The 23,115-nt window shown below is 64.5% G+C and carries 22 protein-coding genes; 15 read left to right on the top strand and 7 right to left on the bottom strand.

Going from position 1 to position 23,115, the window contains the following annotated elements; translation table 11 throughout:
- Positions 1–35 precede the first annotated feature (35 nt).
- The 4 genes from ACVIIV_RS20710 to ACVIIV_RS20695 all read left to right on the top strand — a co-directional run bounded on the left by ACVIIV_RS20710 (position 36) and on the right by ACVIIV_RS20695 (position 5,193).
- Positions 36–1,541, top strand: a complete 1,506-nt coding sequence (locus ACVIIV_RS20710; protein WP_456745816.1) for a M81 family metallopeptidase — start codon at positions 36–38, stop codon at positions 1,539–1,541.
- 13 nt (positions 1,542–1,554) lie between these two features.
- Positions 1,555–2,727 carry a M20 aminoacylase family protein gene (locus ACVIIV_RS20705; RefSeq protein ID WP_456745815.1) on the top strand — a complete coding sequence of 391 codons (1,173 nt, stop codon included), beginning with the start codon at positions 1,555–1,557 and terminating at the stop codon, positions 2,725–2,727.
- Entirely contained in the window at positions 2,720–4,141 is a 1,422-nt protein-coding gene (locus ACVIIV_RS20700; RefSeq protein ID WP_456745814.1) for an amidase, read from the top strand. Before ACVIIV_RS20705 ends, ACVIIV_RS20700 begins: the two co-directional genes overlap by 8 nt.
- Positions 4,142–4,302: 161 nt before the next feature.
- Positions 4,303–5,193 (top strand): crotonase/enoyl-CoA hydratase family protein, encoded by an 891-nt coding sequence (locus ACVIIV_RS20695; RefSeq protein ID WP_456745813.1) that lies wholly within the window; start codon positions 4,303–4,305, stop codon positions 5,191–5,193.
- Between the two features lie 107 nt (positions 5,194–5,300).
- On the opposite strand, the gene ACVIIV_RS20690 is transcribed toward ACVIIV_RS20695, so the two are convergent.
- Together ACVIIV_RS20690 and ACVIIV_RS20685 are read right to left on the bottom strand one after the other, a co-directional pair.
- Positions 5,301–6,278 carry an NADPH:quinone oxidoreductase family protein gene (locus ACVIIV_RS20690; protein WP_456745812.1) on the bottom strand — a complete coding sequence of 326 codons (978 nt, stop codon included), beginning with the start codon at positions 6,276–6,278 and terminating at the stop codon, positions 5,301–5,303.
- Positions 6,278–6,886: a DsbA family protein gene (locus ACVIIV_RS20685; protein WP_456745811.1), complete on the bottom strand. Its 609-nt coding sequence runs from the start codon at positions 6,884–6,886 to the stop codon at positions 6,278–6,280. The genes ACVIIV_RS20690 and ACVIIV_RS20685 overlap by 1 nt, the downstream gene beginning before the upstream one ends.
- A 108-nt stretch (positions 6,887–6,994) precedes the next feature.
- Between ACVIIV_RS20685 and ACVIIV_RS20680 the strand changes: the two genes are divergently transcribed.
- Positions 6,995–8,017, top strand: coding sequence for a methionine synthase (locus ACVIIV_RS20680; protein ID WP_456745810.1), 1,023 nt, complete (start codon positions 6,995–6,997; stop codon positions 8,015–8,017).
- Between the two features lie 19 nt (positions 8,018–8,036).
- Here the strand turns inward: ACVIIV_RS20680 and ACVIIV_RS20675 are convergent, their stop codons facing one another.
- From ACVIIV_RS20675 to ACVIIV_RS20665, 3 genes are all read right to left on the bottom strand, one after another.
- Positions 8,037–8,699 carry a hypothetical protein gene (locus tag ACVIIV_RS20675; RefSeq protein WP_456748785.1) on the bottom strand — a complete coding sequence of 221 codons (663 nt, stop codon included), beginning with the start codon at positions 8,697–8,699 and terminating at the stop codon, positions 8,037–8,039.
- A gap of 17 nt (positions 8,700–8,716) precedes the next feature.
- Complete coding sequence (gpt, locus tag ACVIIV_RS20670) at positions 8,717–9,244, bottom strand: xanthine phosphoribosyltransferase (RefSeq protein ID WP_456745809.1); 528 nt, start codon at positions 9,242–9,244, stop codon at positions 8,717–8,719.
- A 123-nt stretch (positions 9,245–9,367) separates the two neighbouring features.
- Positions 9,368–10,105, bottom strand: a complete 738-nt coding sequence (locus ACVIIV_RS20665; protein ID WP_456745808.1) for a competence/damage-inducible protein A — start codon at positions 10,103–10,105, stop codon at positions 9,368–9,370.
- A 281-nt stretch (positions 10,106–10,386) separates the two neighbouring features.
- On the opposite strand from ACVIIV_RS20665, the gene ACVIIV_RS20660 reads away from it, so the two are divergent.
- The 7 genes from ACVIIV_RS20660 to ACVIIV_RS20630 all read left to right on the top strand — a co-directional run bounded on the left by ACVIIV_RS20660 (position 10,387) and on the right by ACVIIV_RS20630 (position 17,440).
- Positions 10,387–11,805 carry a circularly permuted type 2 ATP-grasp protein gene (locus ACVIIV_RS20660; protein WP_456745807.1) on the top strand — a complete coding sequence of 473 codons (1,419 nt, stop codon included), beginning with the start codon at positions 10,387–10,389 and terminating at the stop codon, positions 11,803–11,805.
- Positions 11,806–11,809: 4 nt separating this feature from the next.
- Positions 11,810–12,754, top strand: a complete 945-nt coding sequence (locus ACVIIV_RS20655) for an alpha-E domain-containing protein (RefSeq protein ID WP_456745806.1) — start codon at positions 11,810–11,812, stop codon at positions 12,752–12,754.
- A gap of 141 nt (positions 12,755–12,895) precedes the next feature.
- On the top strand, positions 12,896–13,744 hold the full coding sequence (locus tag ACVIIV_RS20650) for a transglutaminase family protein (protein WP_456745805.1): 849 nt from the start codon (positions 12,896–12,898) through the stop codon (positions 13,742–13,744).
- Positions 13,745–13,807: 63 nt separating this feature from the next.
- A complete protein-coding gene (locus tag ACVIIV_RS20645; protein WP_456745804.1) occupies positions 13,808–14,215 on the top strand; it encodes a carboxymuconolactone decarboxylase family protein in 408 nt (135 codons plus the stop codon).
- Positions 14,216–14,427: 212 nt separating this feature from the next.
- The gene (locus ACVIIV_RS20640; RefSeq protein ID WP_456745803.1) at positions 14,428–15,186 is read left to right on the top strand and encodes a peptidase; all 759 of its coding nucleotides are present in this window, start codon (positions 14,428–14,430) and stop codon (positions 15,184–15,186) included.
- 26 nt (positions 15,187–15,212) lie between these two features.
- Positions 15,213–15,971, top strand: a complete 759-nt coding sequence (locus ACVIIV_RS20635; RefSeq protein WP_456745802.1) for an SDR family oxidoreductase — start codon at positions 15,213–15,215, stop codon at positions 15,969–15,971.
- 218 nt (positions 15,972–16,189) lie between these two features.
- Complete coding sequence (locus tag ACVIIV_RS20630) at positions 16,190–17,440, top strand: NupC/NupG family nucleoside CNT transporter (RefSeq protein ID WP_456745801.1); 1,251 nt, start codon at positions 16,190–16,192, stop codon at positions 17,438–17,440.
- Positions 17,441–17,501: 61 nt separating this feature from the next.
- Here the strand turns inward: ACVIIV_RS20630 and ACVIIV_RS20625 are convergent, their stop codons facing one another.
- Positions 17,502–18,029: a cupin domain-containing protein gene (locus ACVIIV_RS20625; RefSeq protein ID WP_456745800.1), complete on the bottom strand. Its 528-nt coding sequence runs from the start codon at positions 18,027–18,029 to the stop codon at positions 17,502–17,504.
- A gap of 217 nt (positions 18,030–18,246) precedes the next feature.
- Here ACVIIV_RS20625 and ACVIIV_RS20620 point away from each other — a divergent pair, with 217 nt between their 5' ends.
- A complete protein-coding gene (locus ACVIIV_RS20620) occupies positions 18,247–20,376 on the top strand; it encodes an O-linked N-acetylglucosamine transferase, SPINDLY family protein (protein WP_456745799.1) in 2,130 nt (709 codons plus the stop codon).
- Between the two features lie 8 nt (positions 20,377–20,384).
- On the opposite strand, the gene ACVIIV_RS20615 is transcribed toward ACVIIV_RS20620, so the two are convergent.
- Positions 20,385–20,672, bottom strand: coding sequence for an usg protein (locus tag ACVIIV_RS20615; protein WP_027560138.1), 288 nt, complete (start codon positions 20,670–20,672; stop codon positions 20,385–20,387).
- A 399-nt stretch (positions 20,673–21,071) separates the two neighbouring features.
- Here ACVIIV_RS20615 and ACVIIV_RS20610 point away from each other — a divergent pair, with 399 nt between their 5' ends.
- Both ACVIIV_RS20610 and groL read left to right on the top strand, forming a co-directional pair.
- Complete coding sequence (locus tag ACVIIV_RS20610) at positions 21,072–21,386, top strand: co-chaperone GroES (protein WP_025037205.1); 315 nt, start codon at positions 21,072–21,074, stop codon at positions 21,384–21,386.
- Between the two features lie 45 nt (positions 21,387–21,431).
- Positions 21,432–23,072, top strand: a complete 1,641-nt coding sequence (groL, locus tag ACVIIV_RS20605; protein ID WP_456745798.1) for a chaperonin GroEL — start codon at positions 21,432–21,434, stop codon at positions 23,070–23,072.
- Positions 23,073–23,115 lie beyond the last annotated feature (43 nt).

Below are 23,115 nucleotides of genomic sequence, written 5' to 3'. Positions count from 1 at the left end.
CTAACGTCGCGCACTTTCAATTGGGCCCGAACTGAATGACACGTATCGCCGTCGGCGGCTTTCTGCACGAGACCAATACCTTCGCCCCGACCAAGGCGACCTTTGCCGACTTCCAGCACGGCGGCGGCTGGCCGGCGATGACTGAAGGTGCCGACGTCTTGAAGGTGATGCGCCGCATCAATGTCGGTCTCGCCGGTTTCGTCGACAATGCCGAGGCGAACGGCTGGGAACTCATCCCAACCATTGCCTGCGGGGCGAGCCCGTCGGCGCATGTCACCAAGGACGCCTTCGAACGCATCGTGAAGGTCATGGTTGACGGCATCGCAGCCGCCGGGCCGATCGATGCGGTCTATCTCGACCTGCACGGCGCCATGGTGACCGAGCATCTCGACGACGGCGAAGGCGAGATTTTGGCGCGCGTGCGCCGCGTCATCGGCAAGGATGTTCCGCTGGTCACGAGCCTCGACCTGCATGCCAACGTCACGCCCGAAATGATCGAGCATGCCGACGCGCTGATCGCCTACCGCACCTATCCCCATATCGACATGGCCGCAACCGGCCGCGCCTGCGCGCAACATCTGGCCCTGCTGCTCAAGACCAAGCAGCGCCTCGCAAAGGCATTCCGGCAATTGCCGTTCCTGATCCCGATCAGCTGGCAATGCACCAACGATCAGCCGACCAAGGGCATCTACGAGAAGCTCGCTGCGCTCGAGAGCGATGCCGTGCCGACGCTGTCATTCGCGCCGGGATTCCCGGCCGCCGACTTCCGCGATTGCGGGCCGAGCGTATTCGCCTATGGCAAGACGCAAGCCGACGCCGACCGCGCAGCGGATGTGATGGTGGAGCTGATTGAAAGCCACGAGGACGATTTCGACGGCAGGATCTGGTCGCCCGATGACGGCGTGCGCCATGCCATGGAACTTTCGAAAGCCGCGAGCAAGCCGATCATCATCGCCGACACCCAGGACAATCCCGGCGCGGGCGGCGATTCCGACACGACGGGCATGCTGCGCGCACTGGTGCGCAACAAGGCGAGTGCCGCAACCGGCGCGATCTACGATCCGGAGTCGGCAAAAGCCGCGCACGCGGCCGGCGTCGGCGCCACCGTGACGCTGTCGCTGGGCGGCAAGTCCGGCATTCCCGGCGACGAGCCCTATCGCGAGACCTTCGTGGTCGAACAGCTCTCCGACGGCCGCTTCATCGCGCCCGGTCCCTACTACGGCGGCCGCGAGATGGAGATGGGTCCCTCCGCCTGCCTGCGCATCGGCGAAGTCCGCGTCGTCGTTTCGTCGCACAAGGCGCAGCTTGCCGACCAGGCGATGTATCGCTATGTCGGCATCGAGCCGACGGCGCAGAAGATCCTGGTCAACAAGAGCTCCGTGCACTTCCGCGCCGATTTCGAGCCGATCGCCGAGAAGCTGATGATCTGCGCCGCGCCCGGCGCGATGCCGGCCGACACCGCTTCCCTGCCCTGGACGCGCCTGCGGCCGGGCATCCGCATCAAGCCGAACGGCCCCGCTTTCAATCCTCCCTCACGCTAACCGGACAGGACACATGCCCACGATCGACCGCATCGACGGCTATGCCGACGAACTCACCGCCATCAGGCGCGACCTTCACGCCCATCCCGAGATCGGCTTCGAGGAAGTGCGCACCTCCGGCATCGTGGCCGACAAGCTGAAGAGCTGGGGCATCGAGGTGCATCGCGGGCTCGGCGGCACCGGCGTGATCGGCGTCATCAAGGGCAAGGGGACGGGCGGCAAGCGCATCGGCCTGCGCGCCGACATGGACGCGCTGCCGATGGAGGAGAACACCAACCTGAAATGGAGCTCGAAAATCCCCGGCCGCTTCCACGGCTGCGGCCATGACGGCCACACCACCATGCTGCTCGGCACCGCGCGCTATCTCGCCGAGACCCGGAATTTCGACGGCACCGTGCACCTGATCTTCCAGCCGGCCGAGGAAGGCCTCGGCGGCGCCCGCGCGATGATCAAGGACGGCCTGTTCGAGAAGTTCCCCTGCGACGAGCTTTACGGCCTGCACAACGCGCCCGATCTCAACCATGGCGAGATCGCGATCCTGCCCGGCCCTGCCATGGCCAGCGCCGACTTCTTCGATCTCCGCATCACCGGCTATGGCGCACATGGTGCGATGCCCGAGCGCTCCAAGGATGCGGTGATCATCGCGACCACGCTGGCGCAGGCGATCCAGACCATCGTCAGCCGCAACGTCGAGCCGCTGCAGGCCGCGGTCATCTCGATCACCCAGATCCACGCGGGTTCCGCCTACAACGTCATCCCCGGCGAAGCCTATCTCTGCGGCACCATCCGCACCTTCTCGGACGAAGTCCGCGCCCTGATCGCCGAACGCATCCGCACCATCTGCGCCGGCATCGCGGCCGCGTATCAGTGCACGATCGAAGCCGACATCCGTGACACGTTCGGCGTCCTGGTCAACCAGGTCGAGCAGTCCAAGGTGGTCGAGGAGGTCGCGCGCACGATCGTCGATCCCGCCAACGTGATCACCCGCGCCCAGCCGAAGATGGGCAGCGAGGATTTTGCCGACATGCTGCAGACCGTCCCCGGCGCCTATTTCTGGGTCGGCCATGACGGCTCGGTGCCCGTGCACAATCCCGGCTTCGTGCTCGACGACAAGATCCTGCCGATCGGCGCCAGCATGTTCGCGCGCATCATCGAGACGCGCATGCCGGTGGGTGGCAATGCATAGAAAGGGCGTCGAAGAGGCGGTCACCTCGCTGCACGATCTCTCCGCGGTCGATCTGATCGCAGGCTATCGCGCAAAACAGTTCTCGCCGAGCGAGGTGCTGGAGGACGTGCTCGCGCATGTCGCTGCGTGGGAGCCGCATCTGAAAGCGCTCTATGCATTCGATCCCGACGGGGCGCGCGAGGCCGCAAAGGCCTCCACCGCGCGCTGGACCGGCGGCGAGCCGTCCGGCGCGCTCGACGGCGTGCCCGTCACGGTGAAGGACAACATCGCGACCAAGGGCGTGCCGGTGCCGCTGGGCGCGGCCAGCGTCAAGCTGGTGCCGGCCGAGAAGGACGCCCCGCCCGCCGCGCGGCTGCGTGAGGCAGGCAGCATCATCTTCGCCAAGACCACCATGCCCGATTACGGCATGCTGTCCTCCGGGCTCTCCAGCTTCCACGCGCTCGCGCGTAACCCTTGGGACCTCAGCAAGAATCCCGGCGGCTCCAGCGCGGGCGCAGGCGCCGCCGCAGCGGCCGGCTATGGTCCCTTGCATCTCGGCACCGATATCGGCGGCTCGGTTCGCCTGCCCGCCGGCTGGTGCGGGCTCGTCGGCCTGAAGCCGAGCTTCGGCCGCGTGCCGATCGATCCCACCTATGTCGGCCGCGTCGCAGGCCCCATGACCCGCACGGTCGATGATTGCGCGCTGATGATGAGCGCGATCGCAAAGCCCGACCGGCGTGACGGCATGAGCCTGCCGGCCGAACCGCTGAACTGGAAGGGACTGGAGAAGTCTCCGCGAAAGCTGCGCATCGGATTGATGCTCGATCCGGGCTGCGGCCTGCCGCTGGAGAAGCCGGTGCGCGAGGCCGCGGTGAAGGCCGCGAAAGCGTTCGAATCCGCCGGCGCGGTCGTCACGGAGGTCGACGGCATTCTCACCCGCGAGATGCTCGACGGCCTCGATAATTTCTGGCGCGCGCGGATGTGGGATGATCTGTCGCAGCTGACGCCGGCCGAGCAGGCAAAGGTGCTGCCCTATATCTTCAAGTGGGGCGAGTCGGGCGCCAAGCTCTCGGGCGTCGACGTCATCCGCGGCTTCAACCAGACCATGGCGATCCGCGCCGCCGCAGCAAAGTTGTTCTGCGAGCTCGACTACGTGATCTCGCCGACCGCGCCGAACGTGAACTTTCCGGCGGAATGGGCCTCGCCCACCAATGATCCCATGAAGCCGTTCGAGCACATCGCCTATACCGTGCCGTGGAATATGTCGGAGAACCCGGCGATCTCCATCAACGGCGGCTTCAACGCCAAGGGCTTTCCGATCGGCGTGCAGATCGTCGGCCGCCGCTTCGACGATATCGGCGTGCTCGGCATGGCCAAGGCTTTTGAGGGCTTGCGCGGCGCGCAGCGGCCGTGGCCCAGGCCGCCGGCGAAGTAGCGACGCTCTCGTCATCCCGGGAAGCGCGCCCTTTAGGCGCAAGCCCGGATGACCTGGGACAGGCAACCTGCGGAGCCTCTTGCTTACCCTCCCCTGGAGGGGGAGGGTCGACTCAAGCCCTGCCATCTGCGCAGCGAAAAACTAAAGGAAGGAAACCACCGATGGCGTATGAGACGATCAAATACGAGGTCGCCGAGCAGATCCTCACCATCACGCTGAACCGGCCCGACAAGCTCAACGCCTTCAACGCACAGATGCAGGCCGAGCTGATCGACGCGTTCGACGCCGCCGACAAGGACGACAACGTCCGCGCCATCATCGTCACCGGCGCCGGCCGCGGCTTTTGCGCGGGCGCCGACCTCTCCTCCGGCGCTGACACGTTCGACCGCGACGCCCGGCGCGGGCCGGTGAAGCGCTTGGCCGACGGCAAGGTCGATTACAGCGATCCGCAGGTGCGCGACGGCGGCGGCCAGGTGACCTTGCGCATCTTCAAGTGCCTCAAGCCCGTGATCGCCGCGGTGAACGGGCCGGCCGTCGGCATCGGCGTCACCATGCAGCTCGCGATGGATATCCGCATCGCCTCGGATGCTGCGCGGTTCGGCTTCGTGTTCTCCCAGCGTGGCATCGTGCCGGAGGCAGCCTCGAGCTGGTTCCTGCCGCGCATCGTCGGCATCTCGCAGGCGCTGGAATGGTGCTATTCGGGCCGCGTCTTCCCGGCGCAGGAAGCGCTTGCGGGGCGTCTCGTCAGCAAGGTCGTAGCCCCGGATGATCTGCTGCCGACCGCACGTGCGCTGGCAAAGGAGTTCGCCGCAAAGACTGCGCCGGTGTCGATCGCGCTGATCCGCCAGATGATGTGGCGCATGATGGGCGCGGACGATCCGATGGAGGCGCACAAGGTCGACAGCCGCGGCATCTACGCCCGCGGCCGCTCGGACGATGTGAAGGAAGGCGTGGTGTCGTTCCTGGAGAAGCGCCCCGCGCAGTTCAAGAACAAGGTGTCCACCGATATGCCGGATTACTTCCCGTGGTGGGCGGAGCGGGAGTACAAGTGACGCTCTCGTAGGATGGGCAAAGCGAAGCGTGCCCACGATTCAAGTCGCGACGGAGAAGATGGTGGGCACGGCGCAAGAGCGGGCCTTTGCCCACCCTACCGGCACCGTCACTCCATCACCAGCGCCACCCGTCCGATCGCCTTGCGGTCGAGCAACAGCCGCATCGCCCTTGCATAGTCTTCCAGCGGCAGGCGGTGCGAGACATTTGGGCGCAGCTTGCCCTCCTCCGCCCACCGCAAGAGCGCCTTCAGGCGCTCTTCTCCGAGCGCCGGATTTTTCCGCACCGCTTCGCCGGCGCGCACGCCAAGCACGCTTGCGCCCTTGATCAGCAGCAGATTGGTCTTGGCCGAGCCGATGCCGCCGGTGAAGCCGATCACCAGCAGCCGCGCGCCCCAGGCGATGCAGCGCATCGAGTCCTCGAAGACCTGGCCGCCAACAGGGTCGAACACGACGTCCGCGCCGCGGCCATCGGTGATGCGCTTGACCGCATCGCGAAACGGCTCGCGATCGTAGCGGACGAGATGATCGGCGCCCCGTGCCTTGGCGATGGCCAGCTTCTCGTCGCTGGAGGCGGTGGCGATCACCGTCGCACCCAGCATCTTGCCGATCTCGACGGCCGCAAGGCCGACGCCGCCGCCCGCGCCATGCACCAGCAGCACCTCGCCCGGCGCGACCCGGCCGCGATCGATCAACGCATGATAGGCGGTGCCGTGGCCGGCGAGATAGGTCGCAGCCTCCGCATAGTCGAACGTGGACGGCTTGGGGGTGAGCTGCGGTGGCGTCACCACCGCTTCATCCGTGAAAGCCCCGTGGCGCATCTTCACGATGACCTTGTCGCCGACGGCAACACCGCTTGCCTCCGCGCCCACCTCGGTGACATCGCCTGCGGCTTCCATACCGGGCGTAAACGGCAGCTCCGGCTTGAGCTGGTATTCGCCGGCGGCCATCAGCACGTCGGGAAAGTTCAGCCCGGCGGCGCGGATGGCGACGCGAACCTCGCCCGGCTTCAGCGCGCGCGACGGAAATTCCTCCAGCAGCAAACGCTCGGGCGCGCCGAGTTCGCGGCAGACGACGGCGCGCACCATCAGGCCGCGCTCGCCTTGCGGCGCTTGAGCGCCTCGCGGATCAGCGGCAGGCGGTCGTTGCCGAAATACATGTCGGTCTTGCCGACGAAGATCGTCGGCGAGCCGAAGCCGCCGCGCGCCACGACTTCCTCGGTATTGGCCTTGAGCTGATCCTTGATGCTCTGTTCCGAGATGCCGGCGAAGAATTTCTGCTCGTCGATACCGACCTTCCTACAGATCCCGGCGAGCACCGCGTCCTGCGAGATATCCTCGTCCGCGCCCCAATAGGTCTCGAACACGGCGGTGGCGAACGGCACCATGTCCTGACCGAGCCAGATGCAGCCGCGCATCGCCTTGACGCTGTTCACGGGAAACACCGTCGGCGGCATCTTGATGGCAAGGCCGGCCGAGCGCGCCCAGTCCTCCAGGTCCTTCTTCATGTAGCGCGCCTTCAGCGGCACCGGTTTCTCCCGCTGCGCATAGACGCTTGGATTGACCGTGTTGAAGATGCCGCCGACCAGGATCGGCCGCCAGATGATCTCCGCGCCGAGCTCCTTCGCGAGCGGCTGGATGTTGTGGAAGGCGAGATAGGTCCAGGGGCTGGAACAGTCGAAAAAGAATTCGATCATGGCGTTTCCGGTCCGGCGTCGCGGGTTTCAAGACGACTTTTGTTGTTCTGTACCTTGACGTTAAGTCATGGCAGGAAGAGGCGCAACACAACCCGCCGGGAGGCCGCCATGCTGTTTCCAACCACGATCGCCGGCTCCTTGCCGAAACCGGAATGGCTCGCCGAGCCCAACATGCTCTGGGCGCCCTGGAAGTCTGGAGGTGACGAGCTTCTCCGGGCCAAGCGCGATGCGACCTTGATCTGGCTGAAGATCCAGGAGGACGCGGGCATCGACATCGTCACCGAGGGCGAGCAGGCCCGGCAGCATTTCGTCCACGGCTTCCTGGAGAAGATCGAGGGCATCGATTTCGCCCACAAGGTCGAGATGGGCATCCGCAAGGACCGCTACAAGGCAATGGTGCCGCAGGTGGTCGCCCCGCTCCGCCTCAAGGGCCGCGTCCATGCCTTCGAGGCGCGCGTGGCGCGCACCCATACCAGGAAGCAGCTGAAGTTCACCCTGCCCGGCCCAATGACCATCATCGACACCATCGCCGATCAATACTATGGCGACCGCGTGAAGATGGCCTTTGCCTTCGCCGAGCTGCTCAACGAGGAGGCCAAGGCGTTGCAGGCCGACGGCGTCGATCTCGTGCAGTTCGACGAGCCCGCCTTCAACGTCTACATGGACGAGGTCAACGACTGGGGCATCAAGGCGCTGGAGCGCGCCGCGGAGGGGCTGACCTGCGCCACCGCCGTTCACATCTGCTACGGCTACGGCATCAAGGCCAATACCGACTGGAAGGAAACACTCGGCGCGCAATGGCGGCAGTACGAGCAGATCTTCCCGGCCATCGACGCGAGCCCGATCCAGCAGGTCGCGATCGAGTGCCGCAATTCGAAGGTGCCGCTCGACCTGCTTGCGCTGCTCAGGACCAAGATCGTGCAAGCCGGCGTGATCGACGTCGCCAGCGACACGGTTGAGACCGCCGAGGACGTCGTGAAGGTGATCGAGGCGGTGTCGCAATTCGTACCCAAGAGCAACATCATCGCCACCACCAATTGCGGCATGGCGCCGATGCGGCGGGAGATCGCCGAAGCGAAGCTGGCGGCGCTCGGCGCCGGCGCTGCGCTGGCGCGCGAGAAGCTGGGGTGATCACGAGGACGTCGGCGCTTCAGCCCGACGCCGTCGGATGCAGCACCGGCCGATAGCCGGCCATAATGGCGCGCAACGTGGAAGGCGGCGTCAACAACATCGGGCGATCGACCACGCGTGCATGCGACGCGTAGCCCGCCGGCGACCACAGCAGCGTCTGTCCTTGCATCACCAGAAAGCTGTCTTCGCCCTGCTGCACCATCGCACCGTCGGGCAAGTCTGCCAGCGGCATCGGCAGTGGGTGCAACCGCTTGCGGCCGCGATCGAGACGCTCCCGATGCAGAACGGCATCCATCGCCTTCGCGCTGATGTCGCTTGCACCATTCCCCGCTTCCCACGCCGCGCGAAACTGTTTGGCGTCGTCGCGGCGGCAGAAGAAGCAGGGCCGATGTCCTGCGGCGAAGGCAGTGGCCTCGTCGAGGAAGAACAGCTCGGTCCAGCTCCGCCGCGCCATCACCGGCCGTCGCCAGCCGCGGAATTCACACAGGCATGTAATCCAGGCCGGCGTCGACCAGCGCTTCTTCAGCAGGGTCTTCGTGGCGGGATCATGGATGATGCCGCGATTGCCTGTGAAGAGGCCGCGATGTGGCGTGGCGATGATGTCGCCGGTGGGCGTGACGCGGTTTTGGAGCGGGCTAGTAGCGAACGGCGAATTGCGAATAGGGGATTCCTTACTCGCCATTCGCCATTCGCCTTCGGTCACGCCGCGCCGTCGCGGAGCGGCGGGTGATAGGAGAGCGCGGTGTCCCAGGGGAAGAAGATCCAGGTGTCCTGCGAGACTTCGGTGATGAAGGTGTCGACCAGCGGGCGTCCCTTCGGCTTGGCATAGACGGTCGCGAAATGCGCGTCCGGCAGCATCTCACGCACCAGCTTGCCGGTCTTGCCGGTGTCGACGAGGTCATCGACGATCAGGAGCCCCTTGCCGGTGCCGCCACCGAGCTGCATTGCGGCCTCGGAAATGCCCTTGAGAACCTGAAGGTCGCCCTGCTTGTTGTGGTCGTAACTGGCGATGCAAACGGTGTCGATGACGCGCACGCCGAGCTCGCGCGCGACGATCGCGGCCGGCACAAGGCCGCCGCGGGTGATCGCGATCACCGCGTGGAACGGACCGACCTCGTTGAGCCGCCAGGTCAGCGCCCGGCAATCCCGGTGGAACTGGTCCCACGAGACCGGAAAGGCCTTGCCTGCCCGCTCCTCCGCACTCAGTTCCGGTGCTTCACCAGCCATCGTCGTCTCCTGCTTCGTCTGCCGGGAGCAAGGTGCTACAGCATGATCCGGAAAAGTGTGCAGCGGTTTTCCGACAAGATCATGCTCAAATAAATCGCTAAAGCGCCCGGCGTGCCGGGGGCTTTAGCGGTTGATGTTCAATCCCGCCAGCATTTCCTTCACCGCAGCCATCGCCGTCGCCAGCTTGTCCGGATCGCGCGAGCGCACCACAAGATTGGTGTTGGGCTTCTGCTCCTCGTCCATGAAGGGATAGCTGCCGATGATGGTGTCGGGATGGGCGGCGGCGATCGCCCGCAGCGGGCCGCCGATGTCGCCCTCGCGCGCATTGGCGCGGACCGACTCGGAGAGCATGCGCACGCCCGATTTCAGCTTGGGCGAAACTATATCCATCATCGCCTGCATGATCGAAGGCACGCCGGCCATCACGATGACATTGCCGATCTTGAAGCCGGGAGCGAGGATGGTTGCGCTCTGGATCAGCTCGGCACCGTCGGGGATGCGGGCCATGCGCAGGCGAGCCTCGTTGAGGTCCTGCTCGCTCCAGCGCTCGCGGAAGCGGGCGACGACCTCCGGGTGATGATCGATACCGACGCCGAACGCCTTGGCGACGCTATCTGCGGTGATGTCGTCATGGGTCGGCCCGATGCCGCCCGTGGTGAAGACGTAGGTGTAGCGATGCCGCAGTGCGTCCAGGGCTGCGATGATGTCGGCCTCGTCGTCGGAGACGACCCGGACCTCCTTCAGGTCGATGCCGATATTGGTCAGGTATTCGGCGATGAAGCCGATATTCTTGTCCTTGGTCCGGCCGGACAGGATTTCGTCCCCAATGACCAGAATGCCCGCCGTGACGATGTCGCTCATGCCTTAAGTCCCTCACCTGTGACGCCGACTTTGCCGAGGTAACGCGTTGAAGTCACGCGGTTTTGCTTCTGAAATAAGCAGTCCTCAGCCATTTTTTCAGGCAAGCCGCCGGCCATCCACTGCAAATGCCCCTTCTCCATGCTTATCGCGCTGGCCCGCCCCTTGCTACCTCCTACGGAAGTCATGCACTCTCACCGCATGGCCACAGGACGTTGCGGTCTTCAGCAAGGCCTAAGCGACCTGACCAACGGTGCAACGCCTGGGGAGAACAGTCGGAATCCATGGCAGTCGCGTTTGACGAAATGAATATTCCCGGCGGGGACCTTCGCCCCGCCTATCAGGAGCTGGCGCGCTGGCTGAATGAGACGCCCCCCGAGGCCCTCGAATATCGACGCCAGGAAGCCGAGCTCCTATTCCGTCGGATCGGCATCACCTTCGCGGTCTACGGCGACTCCGAGTCCACCGAGCGCCTGATCCCGTTCGACGTGATCCCGCGGATCATGTCCGGCAAGGAATGGGCGCTGCTGGAGAAGGGCCTGAAGCAGCGCGTGCGCGCGCTCAATATGTTCCTGCGCGACATCTATCACGGCCGCGACATCATCCGCGCCGAGGTCGTGCCCGACGATTTGATCTTCCAGAACCCGGTGTTCCGCCCCGAGATGAACGGCCAGCACGTGCCGCACGACGTCTACGTGCACATCGCCGGCATCGACATCGTCCGGGTCGATGCTGAGGACTTCATCGTGCTGGAGGACAATGCCCGCACGCCGTCGGGCGTGTCCTACATGCTGGAAAACCGCGAGATCATGATGCGGCTGTTTCCGGATCTGTTCGCCCGCCACAAGGTGGCGCCGGTCGAGCGCTATCCGGACGAGTTGCTCGCGGCGCTGCGCTCGGTCGCGCCGCAAAGCGCATCCAGCGAGCCGACGGTCGCCCTGCTCACGCCCGGCGTCTACAACTCCGCCTACTACGAGCACTCGTTCCTGGCCGACAAGCTCGGTATCGAGCTGGTTGAAGGCCGTGACCTCATCGTCAAGAACAACGAAGTGTTCATGCGGACGACGGAAGGGCTGAAGCGGGTCGACGTGATCTACCGCCGCGTCGACGACGATTTCCTCGATCCCCTCACCTTCCGCCCCGATTCCGTGCTTGGCGTGCCCGGGCTGATGTCGGCCTACGCCGCCGGCAACATCACGCTCGCCAACGCCGTCGGTACCGGCATCGCCGACGACAAGGCGATCTATTCCTACATGCCTGATATCGTGAAATTCTATCTCGGCGAGGAGCCGATCCTGAAGAACGTGCCCACCTGGCGCTGCCGCGAGCCGAAGGACCTCGCCTATGTGCTGGACAATCTGAGCGAGCTCGTCGTCAAGGAAGTGCACGGCTCCGGCGGCTACGGCATGCTGATCGGTCCCGCTGCGACCAAAGCGACGATCGAGGCATTCCGCGACAAGCTCAAACGCGAGCCGGAAGGTTTCATCGCGCAGCCGACGCTGGCGCTCTCGACCTGTCCGACCTGCACGGCATCCGGCCTCGCCCCGCGCCATGTCGATCTTCGCCCCTTCGTGCTGACGGGCAGCAAGAGCACCACCATTGTGCCCGGCGGGCTCACACGCGTCGCGCTCAAGGAAGGCTCCCTGGTGGTGAATTCAAGCCAGGGCGGCGGTACCAAAGACACCTGGATTTTGGACGAGTAGAGAGATGCTGTCGCGTACCGCCGAAAACCTCTACTGGCTCGCCCGCTACGTCGAACGGGCCGAATATCTCGCTCGCACCATCGATGCGACGCTGCGCGTCACCGCGCTTCCCGCCGCCTATATCGGCAAGACCAATGAATGGGACTCGGCGCTGCTCACCGCCGGCGTCGCCGCCAGCTTCTATCAGACCTATGAGGAAGCCAACGAGCACAACGTCGTCGAGTATCTCTCGTTCTCGCCGAACAATCCGTCCTCGATCAGGAACTGCATCGAGGCGGCACGGCTGAACTCGCGCTCGGTGCGCACCGCGCTGACCAGCGAGATGTGGGACACCATCAACTCGGCCTGGATCGAGCTGCAGGCGGTGTGGAGCAAGGGAACGTCGACGCGCGAGGAGCTCGCCAAATTCCTACGCTTCGTGCAGGAGACCTCGCTGCGGTTCGACGGCTCGGCCTACCGGACCATGCTGCGCAACGACGCCTACTGGTTCTCGCGGATGGGCGTGCACATCGAGCGCGCCGACAACACCGCGCGCATCCTCGACGTGAAATACCACGTGCTGCTGCCCGAGGAAGAGCATGTCGGCGGCCCGCTCGACTTCTACCAGTGGAGCTCGATCCTGCGCTCGGTCTCGGCGCTGACCGCCTATCACTGGGTCTATCGCGAGACGCTGAAGCCGTGGCTGATTGCGGATCTGCTCATCCTCAACGACACGCTGCCGCGCTCGCTCGCCAGCTGCTATGGCAACCTCGTGCGCAACCTCGACCAGATCGGCGTCGCCTATGGCCGCCAGGGCCCGGCCCAGCGCCACGCCCGCGGCATCCGCAACCGGCTGGAACACAGCAACATGAACGACATTTTCCAGCATGGCGTGCATGAATTCATTCAGGAATTCATCACGGACAATTCCAGGCTGGGCGAAATCATCACGAAGCAGTATTTGATCTAGTCAGACTGAAACCTTCACCCTTCGTCATTCCGGGGCGATGCGAAGCATCGAACCCGGAATCTCGAGATTCCGGGTCTGGCGCTCCGGGCCACGCTTCGCGGTCCCGTCGCGTCATCCCGGAATGACCGATCCAGAAACACCATGCGCCTGCGAATCCAGCACACCACGACCTATCGTTACGAGCCGCCGGCCACCAGCGTGATCCAGATCCTGCGCATGACGCCGGGCAGCCATGATGGGCAGTACGTCGCGGAGTGGCAGATCGACGTTTCGACCGACACCAAGCTCGACACCCATGAGGACGCATTCGGCAACGTCACCCACGTGCTGTCCTGCGGTGCCGTCGGCGACATCCAGATCACCGCCGAGGGGCTGATCGAGACCCACGATACCGGCGGCGTGCTGCGCGGCACTGACGAGCGCTTCCCGGCCGGCATGTTCCTGCGCGCCACCGATCTCACCTCCGTCAATCCGGCGATGACGGCGGTCGCGCGCCAGTTGCGCAGCGAAGCCGAGAGCGACACGCTCGGATTCCTGCATACGCTGATGACGCAGATTGCCGATCACATGACGTTCGACGAGGACCCCACCAATAGCGGCACGTCCGCGGCGGAAGCGTTCGCGCTCAAGCGCGGGGTCTGCCAGGATTACGCGCACATCTTCATCGCCTGCGCCCGCGCCGGCGGCGTGCCTGCGCGCTTCGTCTCCGGACATTTCCTGCGTGCAGACGACACGGTGCATCAGGAGGCGGGCCATGCCTGGGCGGAGGCTTACGTGCCCGATCTCGGCTGGGTCGGCTTCGATCCCGCCAACAGCATCTGCGCCACCGACGCCCATGTCCGCGTTGCGATCGGGCTCGACTATCTCGGCGCGGCCCCGGTGCGCGGCACGCGCTATGGCGGCGGCACGGAAACACTGGCAGTGGCCGTGAAGGTCGAGCAGGCCGGCCGCGGCGGGCAGTCGCAATCGCAGTCCCAGCGGCAGGGCTAAGCGCCGCCATCCCGAACACGTGAGCCGTGCTACACTCACCGGATCAGACCTGCGAGGTAGCCCATGGCGACTGTGAAACTGCTTTCGGATGATGAGCTCTCGGCCGAGGCGCGCGCCGTTTTCGACGACATCCGCAAGGTGCGGAAATCAGACTTTGTCAACAATTTCTGGCGCGCGCTGGCGCATGACCCGAAGACGCTGCGGCGGACCTGGGAGAGCATCAAGGAGGTGATGGCTCCGGGCGCGCTCGATCCCAAGGTCAAGGAGATGCTCTACGTCGCGGTTTCGATCGCGCATGGCTGCAGTTATTGCATCCATTCGCACACCGCCGCGGCGCGGGCCAAGGGCATGACCGAGGCCGAATATGGCGAGCTGCTCGCCATCGTCGGCATGGCCGCGGAGACGAACCGGCTGGTCACGGCGCTCGGCGTGCCGGTTGATGAGGCGTTTCTGGTCGATGCGGCGCAATAGGCTGTCGTCTCACACCGTCATTCCGGGGCGCGCTTAGCGCGAACTATGGTGCGCAATTGCGCACCTGAGAATCCCTTGGGCCGCAGAGTTGGTGGACGAATGGATTCCGGGTTCGGGACTTCGTCGCGCCCGGAATGACGACCAGAAACGGGGGTTGGAGCGGCCCCCGAAATTGGCTAGTAATTCCGCGCAAACGCGTTCGGGGACTGGAAATGACCTATTGCTGCGGAATCCTGGTTCGGGACGGTCTGGTGATGATCGCCGATACCCGCACCAATGCCGGCCTCGACAACGTCTCGACCTTCCGCAAGCTGCACATATTCTCCAAGCCCGGCGAGCGCATCATGGCGATCGCCAGCGCCGGCAACCTCGCGATCAGCCAGTCGGTGCTCTCCACCTTGACCGAAGGCCTGGAGGATCCCAACACGGGCGAGATCGAGACGCTGATGAACGCGCCGACCATGTTCCAGGCCGCCCAGCGCATCGGTCGGGCGATCCGGGCGGTGCATGCCACCGAAGGGCCGGCGCTGAAATCCGAGGACGTGTCCTTCGACGTTTCCTTCCTGTTCGGCGGCCAGATCAAGGGCGCGCGCATGCGTCTGTTCATGGTCTATACCGCCGGCAATTTCATCGAGTGCACCACCGACACGCCATACCTGCAGATTGGCGAGCACAAATACGGCAAGCCGGTGCTCGACCGCGCCATGCATTACGACGTCGAGCTCTACGAGGCGCTGAAGACCGGCCTGATCTCGATGGATTCGACCATGCGCTCGAACCTCGGCGTCGGCCTGCCGATCGACGTGCTGGTGGTGCGCACCGACGCCTGCGAGGCCGATCTCAACCACCGCATCGAGGCGGGCGAGCCCTATTTCCACGATCTGCGCTCGCGCTGGTCGGCGGCGCTGCGCGCCGCGCACCAGAACATCCCGCGACCGCCCTACAAGAACGAAAAAGAATCCAAAACCTGACAGCTCAAGAGAAAAGGCAGGAAACGATGAGTGAAGCGAAAAAGATCGCAGTGGTGACGGGCGCCGGCACCGGCGTCGGGCGCGCGGCGTCGCTGGCGCTGATGAACACCGGCTTCACCGTGGTGCTCACAGGGCGCCGGCTCGACATGCTCGAGGAGACGGCGAAGCTCGGTCCCGCGGGGAAAAGTCTCTGCGTCACCGCCGACATGACCAAACCGGACTCTATCGCCGCGCTGTTCGACAAGGTGAAGGCGACCTATGGCCGCCTCGACGTGCTCTTCAACAATGCCGGCATGGGTGCGCCGGCCGTGAACTTCGAGGACCTCAGCCTCGAGCAGTGGCAGGCGGTGGTGAACACCAATCTCACCGGCCCGTTCCTGTGCACCCAGCACGCCTTCCGCATCATGAAGGACCAGTCCCCGCGCGGCGGCCGCATCATCAACAACGGCTCGATCTCGGCACATGCGCCGCGACCGTTCTCGGCCGCCTATACCTCGACCAAGCACGCCATCACGGGCCTGACCAAGGCCAGCAATCTCGACGGCCGCATGTACGACATCGCAGTCGGCCAGGTCGACATCGGCAATGCGGCGACGCCGATGACCGACCGCATGGTCAACGGCCCCGGCGTGCTGCAGCCCGATGGCACCACCAAGCACGAGCCGCGCATGGACGCCAAGGCGGTCGGCGATGCCGTGGCCTACATGGCCAGCCTGCCGCTCGATGCCAACGTGCTGACCATGACTGTCATGGCGACCAAGATGCCGTTCGTCGGACGGGGCTGAACCAAGAAGCACAGCGCCTCCACAGTCGTCATTGCGAGCGTAGCGAAGCAATCCAGGATCTGTCCGACCGACGGATTCTGGATTGCTTCGTCGCAAGAGCTCCTCGCAATGACGGGTGGAGAGAGCAAACTCCTAGGCCAAACGTCCCACCCGTGAGTCCGTCGGCATTGCCTTTGCAATGCAGACGCGGCCATAATCATTGAGGGTTTGGGGACATCATGCTTCGGCTGCAATCGGCACTCGGCATTTTCGCATTGCTGCTGATCGCCTTCGCGCTGGCGGAGAATCGCCGCGCGGTGTCGCTGCGCCAGGCATCGATCGGCCTCGCCGCCACCTTCGTCACCGCGGTCGTGCTGCTGAAGCTGCCGGTCGTCGCCCATGCCTTCGGCACCATCAACGGCGCAGTCGGCGCGATCTCGGCGGCCGCCCGCGCCGGCTCCGCCTTCGTGTTCGGCTATATCGGCGGCGGCCCCCTGCCCTTCGACCTGAAGGTCCCCGGCGCGGACTTCATCCTGGCGTTCCAGGCGCTGCCGATCGTGCTGGTGATGAGCGTGCTGACGACGCTGTTGTTCTATTGGCGCGTGCTGCCACCGATCGTGCGTGGCATGGCCTGGCTGCTGGAGCGCACGCTGGGCGTCGGCGGTGCCGTCGGGCTCTCGACGGCCGCCAACGTCTTCCTCGGCATGGTCGAGGCGCCGTTGTTCGTGCGGCCGTATCTGGCACAGATGACGCGCAGTGAGTTGTTCCTGGTGATGACCGGCGGTATGGCCGGTATCGCCGGCACGGTGCTGGTGCTCTATGCGACGCTGCTGGCGCCGCTCATCCCCGACGCCGCCGCGCATTTCGTGATCGCATCCGTGCTGGGCGCACCGGCTGCGATCCTCGTCAGCCTGATCATGGTGCCCGAGACCTCCGACCAGCGCACCGGCGGCGCGTTGGAGGACCCGGAGATGGACGTGTCCGGCACGATGGACGCGATCGTGAAGGGCACCACCGCCGGCCTCGAATTGTTGCTCAACATCGTCGCCATGCTCCTGGTGCTGGTGGCGCTGGTCTATCTCGTCAACGCCATCCTCGGCCTCTTGCCTGATATCCGCGGCGCCGCGATCTCGCTGCAGCGCCTGCTTGGCCTCGTCATGGCACCGGTATGCTGGTTGATGGGGCTGCCGTGGGATCAGGCGATCATTGCCGGCAGCCTGATGGGCACCAAGACCGTGCTCAACGAATTGATCGCCTATGTCGACTTCTCGAAGCTGCCGCCCGACGCGCTCGATCCGCGCTCGCGCCTGATCGTGCTCTACGCGATGTGCGGCTTCGCCAATTTCGCCAGCCTCGGCATCATGATCGGCGGCTTAGGGGTGATGGCCCCGGAGCGGCGCGAGGAGATCAACGCGCTCGGACTGAAGTCGATCGTGTCGGGGACGCTGACCACGTGCCTGATGGGCGCGGTGGTGGGTGTGTTGGCGTAGGCTCTCCGCTGTCATTCTGGGGCGCGACGAGTCGCGAGCTACGGGGCGCCCCGGAATGACATCAAGCCTTCAACTCCACCGTCTTGAACTCCCCCGGCAGGATCACCTCCAGCAGCTCCACGTCGTCCGAATAATCCAAGATCATGTGCTTGATCTTCGGCGGCTGGGTCCAGGCGCTGCCTTGCTTCATCAAGGTCTCGCCCTGCCCGTCCATATAGGTCTTCACCCAGCCCTTGAGCACATAGACCATTTGGAATTCGACGTCGTGATAGTGGAGCTTGGAAACCTCGGCCGGATTGCACGGGCCTTGCAGGCGGATCACATGCGCCTGCGCGAGGCCATGGGTCGCCTCGGCAATGCCGAGATCGCGGTACTTGGCATAGGCGCGCAGGCCGTCGGCCCTAAAGTCTTCCTCGCGGTGATGACTGATGGCGATGCGCTGCTTCGGCCGCGCGGACTTCTTCGGAGCGACGCTGCGCGCCTTCGCCTTCACCGCCTTGCGCGCCGAGGATCGCGCCGCGGCCTTGGCGCCGCTCCGCTTCTTCACTGCGGCCTTCATTGCGGGTCTTGATGCCTTTTGCTTGGCCATTGTCTGCCTCCCTGATTTGAGCCGCGCCCGTCGCACGGGCATGACCTGGAGGTCAGATTAGCCAGTCCTGGGCGAGGCAGCAATTGCCGAGCTTAGGCCAGTCGCGCGATCCCCGATCGGCCGTAGCTTGTCCCAAGCTGTCGTGGCGAGCGACCATCGTCTCGTCTTCGTTCTCCCGCTGAATTAATCTCGCCGGGAGATCTGGGGGAATTGATTCATGGGCAACAGCGTCGGTCAGCGTGCATTTCAAAATGCCCGGCTTCAGAAACGGCAAAAGGCCGAAGTGCTGCCATTGCTCGGGCAAGCGCTGGAGTTGCACAAGAAGGGGCGCCTCATCGAGGCCAAGGCTGCCTATCGCCAACTCCTGCAGATCGCGCCAAGTCAATTCATCGCGCTGCATATGCTCGGCGCCCTGGAGTCCGATGCCAATAACTATCAGCAGGCCGAAATCCTGCTGAGCCGAGCGGTTGCCGTGGACCCGAGATCTGCCGACGCTCACATGAGCCTGGGCGTCGCGCTGAACGGGCTAAAACGTCACGATGAGGCCCGCGAGAGCTATCGAAAGGCTCTCGCCTTGCGACCCAGCTACGCCCTGGCCCTGTCCAATCTGGGTAACGCGAGCGCGGCCCTCGATCTGCACCTGGAGGCGCTCGAGAGCTACGATCGGGCGCTCGCAATTGACGGAAATCTTGCCGAGGCCCACAACGGCCGGGGCTCTGCGCTTTGCCGTCTGCGCAACTATGACGAGGCTCTCGCAAGCCTGAACCGCGCGCTCTCGATCAAGCCCGACTATGCCGCGGCGCTGGCGAACCGCGCCGTTGCATTGCGGGAGCTTCAGCGATTTGACGAAGCCATGGCGGATTGCAATCGGGCAATTGCGCTCGCACCCGACGACGTGAATGGGTGGCTCTGGCGCGCCAATGTCTTGCTCCAGACCCAGCAAATTGCCCAGGCATTGCCCGATTGCGAGAAGGCTCTCGTGATCGCTCCCGAGTCTGATCAAGCTCACTTGGTGCTGGGCCTTTGTCTCGCCGGACTTGGCCGGGTCAATGAGGCCCTCGCCAGCTTCGACAGAGCCCTCGACATCCGGCCTGACCTTCAGAGCGCGATTTGCGGCAAGATATTCACGCTCGATTTTGTGGCGGGCGCCAGCGTCGAGCAGCATCAGCAGGCGCGTCGAGTCTGGTGGGAGCGGATCGGGGCGAAAATCGCCCCCGACACGGCGGCACCGCATGACAACAGCCGCGATCCGGATCGCCGTCTTGTGCTTGGCTACGTCTCGTCGGACTTCAACGCGCATTCGGCCGCGTTCATTTTCAAGCCGGTCCTGCAACACCATGACCGGGCACAGTTCGAGATCGTGTGCTACTCGTGCTCGTCGAAAGTGGACGCGACGACAAGCGAATTTCAGGGGATCGCCGATCGCTGGCGTGATGCCTCGCAATGGACCGACGATCGCCTCGCCGCTCAGATTCGCGCCGATCGCGTCGATATCCTGATCGATCTGTCCGGCCATACCAGAGGAAACCGCCTCGACGTGTTTGCGCGCAAGCCGGCACCGATCCAGGCGCACGGCTGGGGCCACGGCACCGGCACCGGGCTGCCAACGATCGACTATCTGTTCTCGGACCAGGTCGCGATTCCTGTCGCGGTTCGGCATCTGTTTGCGGAGACCGTCGCCGACCTGCCGTGCTTCGTGACGCTGGCGCCACTGCCGGCCGGGATTGCGCGGGCGGAGGCGCCGGCTCTCTCGAACGGCTTCGTCACGTTCGGTGTCTTCAACCGCATCAGCAAGATTTCGGATGCGGCAGCGACAGCCTGGTCCAGGATTCTCGAACGGATCCCGGGTTCGCGACTGCTGATCAAGGATGTTGCGCTGGACGATCAACTGGTCCGCGACAAGCTGCTGGCGCGATTTGCGGCTTGCCGATTGCCGGCCGAACGCGTCGATCTGCTCGGAGCCACCTCGCGGGGCGAACATCTGGCATCGTTCAATCGGATCGATATTGCGCTCGACCCGTTCCCACAGAACGGCGGCGTCAGCACATGGGAAGCCCTGCAGATGGGCGTGCCCGTGGTGGCGAAGCTCGGGAACAGTCTGCCCAGCCGTGCCGCCGGCGCCATCCTGACCGCGCTTGGCCTGCCGGACTGGGTCGCGGATACCGATGAGGCGTATGTCGGGATCGCAGCTGGCCGTGCGGCGCGGATCGGTGACCTCGATCAATTGCGCCGCGAGCTGCCCGGGCAGATCAGCGCTGCGGCCGCCGGCAACCCTGTCTCATATGCGCGAGCGGTGGACGACGCCTATCGCGCGATGTGGACACGCTATTGCAACGGTGGCGTCTGATCTATGCCTCAATGCAGCCGGAACACGCCGTCCACGGCGCGGAGCTCGGCCGGCTTGATCAGCTTGGAATGCGCCACGGTGACCGAATGGAGGGGGCCATCGAGCTTCTCCTGCCAGAACGCCAGGAAATCGGTCAGCGCCGGAAATTTCGGAAACATGTCGTAGTTCTGCCAGACATAGGTCTGGAGTAGCGAGGGATGGTCCGGCATCCGGTAGAGAATTTGTGCCGTCGTCAGCCCGTAGCCCAGCATCTGTTTCCGGAAGTCCTCGGAAACGCCCCCAACGCGCAGTCCCATGCCAAACCTCCTTTGCAGGAGCGCATACAGGGGGTGGCTTGATCCGTGCCCCGGGAGCCACCCGGAAACGATGCGCTCACATGAGAGAAATGTGACGCAAACTGACAACCCATCTCAAGCCCAAAAGTTTAACAAGCTGTTGAAATTCAATGCGTTAGCAGCAGACATGACTCCGTGCTAATACGGCCTCCCATGGAGCCTCGAAGAGGCCTCCAAGGCTGGTTAACGATGGAAAAGAGATTCTGGCAGTCCCCGCTTCCGGGTGCTGATTTTTCTGCTAGAAGCCCTTGCCCCCGCAAAATTCCTGTCCTATTTCAACCTCGCTCGTGCTAGCACTCGCGGGCAACGACTGCTAACAATCTAAAATCCTCAACTCGTGCAAATGCTTAGGAGGACTGCATGAAATTCCGTCCGCTTCACGACCGCGTCGTGGTCAAGCGCATCGACGCAGAAGAGAAGACCGCTGGCGGCATCATCATTCCCGACACTGCCAAGGAAAAGCCCTCCCAGGGCGAAGTCGTCGCCGTCGGCCCGGGTGGCCGCGACGAAGCCGGCAAGCTGATCCCGATCGACCTGAAGGTCGGCGACCGCGTGCTGTTCGGCAAGTGGTCCGGCACCGAGGTCAAGATCGACGGCCAGGACCTACTGATCATGAAGGAGAGCGACGTGATGGGCGTTCTCGAAGTCAGCGAGTCCAAGAAGAAGGCGGCCTAAGAGCCCCCTCTCCCTCCAGTCAAATCATTCCAAGGAAAAATCCAGATGGCAGCCAAAGAAGTCAAATTCTCGGTTGAAGCGCGCGACAAGATGCTGCGCGGCGTCGACGTTCTCGCCAACGCGGTGAAGGTCACGCTCGGTCCGAAGGGCCGCAACGTCGTGCTCGACAAGTCGTTCGGCGCTCCCCGCATCACCAAGGACGGCGTCACCGTCGCCAAGGAGATCGAGCTCGACGACAAGTTCGAGAACATGGGCGCCCAGATGGTGCGCGAAGTCGCCTCCAAGTCCGCTGACGCGGCCGGCGACGGCACCACCACCGCCACCGTGCTCGCCCAGGCGATCGTGAAGGAAGGCGCCAAGTCGGTTGCCGCCGGCATGAACCCGATGGACCTCAAGCGCGGTATCGACCTCGCGGTCGAGGCCGTCGTTGCGGACCTCCAGAAGAACTCCAAGAAGGTCACCTCGAACGACGAGATCGCCCAGGTCGGCACCATCTCGGCCAACGGCGACCAGGAGATCGGCAAGTTCCTCTCCGACGCCATGAAGAAGGTCGGCAACGAGGGTGTCATCACCGTCGAGGAAGCCAAGTCGCTCGAGACCGAGCTCGACGTCGTCGAGGGCATGCAGTTCGACCGCGGCTACATCTCGCCCTACTTCGTCACCAACGCCGACAAGATGCGCGTTGAGATGGACGATGCCTACATCCTCATCAACGAGAAGAAGCTCTCCTCGCTGAACGAGCTGCTGCCGCTGCTCGAGGCCGTGGTGCAGACCGGCAAGCCGCTGGTCATCGTCGCCGAGGACGTCGAAGGCGAGGCCCTGGCCACGCTGGTCGTCAACCGCCTGCGCGGCGGCCTCAAGGTCGCGGCCGTCAAGGCTCCGGGCTTCGGCGATCGCCGCAAGGCCATGCTGCAGGACATCGCGATCCTGACCGGCGGCCAGGCGATCTCGGAAGACCTCGGCATCAAGCTCGAGAACGTCACGCTCAACATGCTCGGTCGCGCCAAGAAGGTGATGATCGACAAGGAGAACACCACGATCGTCAACGGCGCCGGCAAGAAGGCCGACATCGAGGCGCGCGTGGCTCAGATCAAGGCGCAGATCGAGGAGACCACCTCGGACTACGACCGTGAGAAGCTCCAGGAGCGTCTCGCCAAGCTCGCGGGCGGCGTCGCGGTGATCCGCGTCGGCGGCGCGACCGAGGTCGAGGTGAAGGAGCGCAAGGATCGCGTTGATGACGCGATGCATGCGACCCGCGCGGCGGTCGAGGAAGGCATCGTCCCGGGCGGCGGCGTCGCCCTGCTCCGTGCCTCCGAGCAGCTCAAGGGCCTGCGCACCAAGAACGACGACCAGAAGACCGGCGTCGAGATCGTGCGCAAGGCGCTGTCGGCGCCTGCTCGCCAGATCGCGATCAACGCCGGTGAAGACGGCTCGGTGATCGTCGGCAAGATCCTGGAGAACAAGGGCTACAATTACGGCTTCGACTCCCAGACCGGCGAATATGCCGACCTCGTCAAGAAGGGCATCATCGACCCGACCAAGGTGGTCCGCACCGCGATCCAGAACGCTGCGTCGGTTGCCGCGCTCCTGATCACCACGGAAGCCATGGTCGCCGAGCTGCCCAAGAAGGGCGGCGCCGGCCCCGCAATGCCTCCGGGCGGCGGCATGGGCGGCATGGACTTCTGATCCAGCCGCTCAGGCAAACGACGAAATGCGAAACCCCGGCAGC

The sequence above is a fragment of the Bradyrhizobium sp. USDA 4354 genome (genome assembly GCF_054060315.1).
Note: the sequence above shows the minus strand (reverse complement) of the source record. Positions and strands in the feature narration are given on the sequence as shown.

Bases quoted from the DNA above. Each gene is read 5' to 3' on its own strand.
- ACVIIV_RS20695 (WP_456745813.1), top strand. From the start codon at position 4,303: ATGGCGTATGAGACGATCAAATACGAGGTCGCCGAGCAGATCCTCACC.
- ACVIIV_RS20705 (WP_456745815.1), top strand. From the start codon at position 1,555: ATGCCCACGATCGACCGCATCGACGGCTATGCCGACGAACTCACCGCC.
- ACVIIV_RS20675 (WP_456748785.1), bottom strand. From the start codon at position 8,699: ATGGCGAGTAAGGAATCCCCTATTCGCAATTCGCCGTTCGCTACTAGC.
- ACVIIV_RS20635 (WP_456745802.1), top strand. From the start codon at position 15,213: ATGAGTGAAGCGAAAAAGATCGCAGTGGTGACGGGCGCCGGCACCGGC.
- ACVIIV_RS20630 (WP_456745801.1), top strand. From the start codon at position 16,190: ATGCTTCGGCTGCAATCGGCACTCGGCATTTTCGCATTGCTGCTGATC.
- ACVIIV_RS20645 (WP_456745804.1), top strand. From the start codon at position 13,808: ATGGCGACTGTGAAACTGCTTTCGGATGATGAGCTCTCGGCCGAGGCG.
- ACVIIV_RS20640 (WP_456745803.1), top strand. From the start codon at position 14,428: ATGACCTATTGCTGCGGAATCCTGGTTCGGGACGGTCTGGTGATGATC.
- ACVIIV_RS20690 (WP_456745812.1), bottom strand. From the start codon at position 6,278: ATGGTGCGCGCCGTCGTCTGCCGCGAACTCGGCGCGCCCGAGCGTTTG.
- ACVIIV_RS20710 (WP_456745816.1), top strand. From the start codon at position 36: ATGACACGTATCGCCGTCGGCGGCTTTCTGCACGAGACCAATACCTTC.
- ACVIIV_RS20650 (WP_456745805.1), top strand. From the start codon at position 12,896: ATGCGCCTGCGAATCCAGCACACCACGACCTATCGTTACGAGCCGCCG.
- ACVIIV_RS20680 (WP_456745810.1), top strand. From the start codon at position 6,995: ATGCTGTTTCCAACCACGATCGCCGGCTCCTTGCCGAAACCGGAATGG.
- ACVIIV_RS20620 (WP_456745799.1), top strand. From the start codon at position 18,247: ATGGGCAACAGCGTCGGTCAGCGTGCATTTCAAAATGCCCGGCTTCAG.
- ACVIIV_RS20625 (WP_456745800.1), bottom strand. From the start codon at position 18,029: ATGGCCAAGCAAAAGGCATCAAGACCCGCAATGAAGGCCGCAGTGAAG.
- ACVIIV_RS20700 (WP_456745814.1), top strand. From the start codon at position 2,720: ATGCATAGAAAGGGCGTCGAAGAGGCGGTCACCTCGCTGCACGATCTC.
- ACVIIV_RS20610 (WP_025037205.1), top strand. From the start codon at position 21,072: ATGAAATTCCGTCCGCTTCACGACCGCGTCGTGGTCAAGCGCATCGAC.
- ACVIIV_RS20615 (WP_027560138.1), bottom strand. From the start codon at position 20,672: ATGGGACTGCGCGTTGGGGGCGTTTCCGAGGACTTCCGGAAACAGATG.
- ACVIIV_RS20660 (WP_456745807.1), top strand. From the start codon at position 10,387: ATGGCAGTCGCGTTTGACGAAATGAATATTCCCGGCGGGGACCTTCGC.
- ACVIIV_RS20665 (WP_456745808.1), bottom strand. From the start codon at position 10,105: ATGAGCGACATCGTCACGGCGGGCATTCTGGTCATTGGGGACGAAATC.
- ACVIIV_RS20655 (WP_456745806.1), top strand. From the start codon at position 11,810: ATGCTGTCGCGTACCGCCGAAAACCTCTACTGGCTCGCCCGCTACGTC.
- groL (WP_456745798.1), top strand. From the start codon at position 21,432: ATGGCAGCCAAAGAAGTCAAATTCTCGGTTGAAGCGCGCGACAAGATG.
- ACVIIV_RS20685 (WP_456745811.1), bottom strand. From the start codon at position 6,886: ATGATCGAATTCTTTTTCGACTGTTCCAGCCCCTGGACCTATCTCGCC.
- gpt (WP_456745809.1), bottom strand. From the start codon at position 9,244: ATGGCTGGTGAAGCACCGGAACTGAGTGCGGAGGAGCGGGCAGGCAAG.